Annotated in this window: 1 protein-coding gene; it reads left to right on the plus strand. The window is 63.8% G+C overall.

Going from position 1 to position 790, the window contains the following annotated elements:
• Positions 1 to 478: 478 nt before the first annotated feature.
• Entirely contained in the window at positions 479 to 682 is a 204-nt protein-coding gene (locus tag J0A65_RS24605; protein ID WP_172979181.1) for a hypothetical protein, read from the plus strand.
• The last annotated feature ends 108 nt before the right edge of the window (positions 683 to 790 follow it).

Below are 790 nucleotides of genomic sequence, written 5' to 3' on the forward strand. Positions count from 1 at the left end.
GCAGCATGGTCGACAGCGTTTCGAAGGCGAACTCGGCGGTGTGCCGCCTCTGCAGCTCGCGCAGATTGTCGAGGGTCGCTGCCGGCGCCGAGGCATAGCCCAGGCGCTCCAGATACCGTTGCAGGTCCAGCATGAAGGGTTCGCTCATCGCGCATCGTCCTCGTCGTCCGGTGGACGGTTTGTAGCAGAGAAGCGGAACGGGCGATATACGAATCACCCTGATCGATTTGCGCCAGCCAGCCCCAAGCGGGCAGTGAGCAGAGTGGGCAACGCCAAGCTCGTCCACCCTCGCGGGTTCCGCGTGCAGCCTCCTCACCCGCAAGAGGGAACTGATGGTGTCCACTCTGCTGTAGCTGAAGCCGCTCCTGCAGGAGCCTGCGACGGGGCAGTGGGTATGGTTTGCGGCGGCCGGCACATACAAGATGGCCAAAATGCGCCAAGCTGTTGCCATCCCATCCGCTCGCCCGAGGACTTCATCATGCGTCTGCCTCTTTTCTGCTCCCTGGCCCTGCTGCTCTGCCTCGGCGGCTGTGGCGCCGGCGAAACAGCCACCACGGCCACGCTGCAGGCAGAGCAGGCCAAGCAGGCGCAGCAGCAGATGGAGCAGCTCAAGCAGCAGATCGATCAGGCCAATGCGCTGAACAACCAGCGCCTGGAACAGGCCATCGACCAGGCGCAGTGAACGCTGCCTCGCTGCGCGCGAGGCAGTCACGCGATACCCGGAAACAGAAAGGCCGGTCACAAGACCGGCCTTTCTGTTTATCGCCCGACGCTCACTCAGCCATTGCTG

Source organism: Bowmanella yangjiangensis, assembly GCF_017255015.1.
Taxonomy (GTDB): Bacteria; Pseudomonadota; Gammaproteobacteria; order Enterobacterales; family Alteromonadaceae; genus Bowmanella; species Bowmanella yangjiangensis.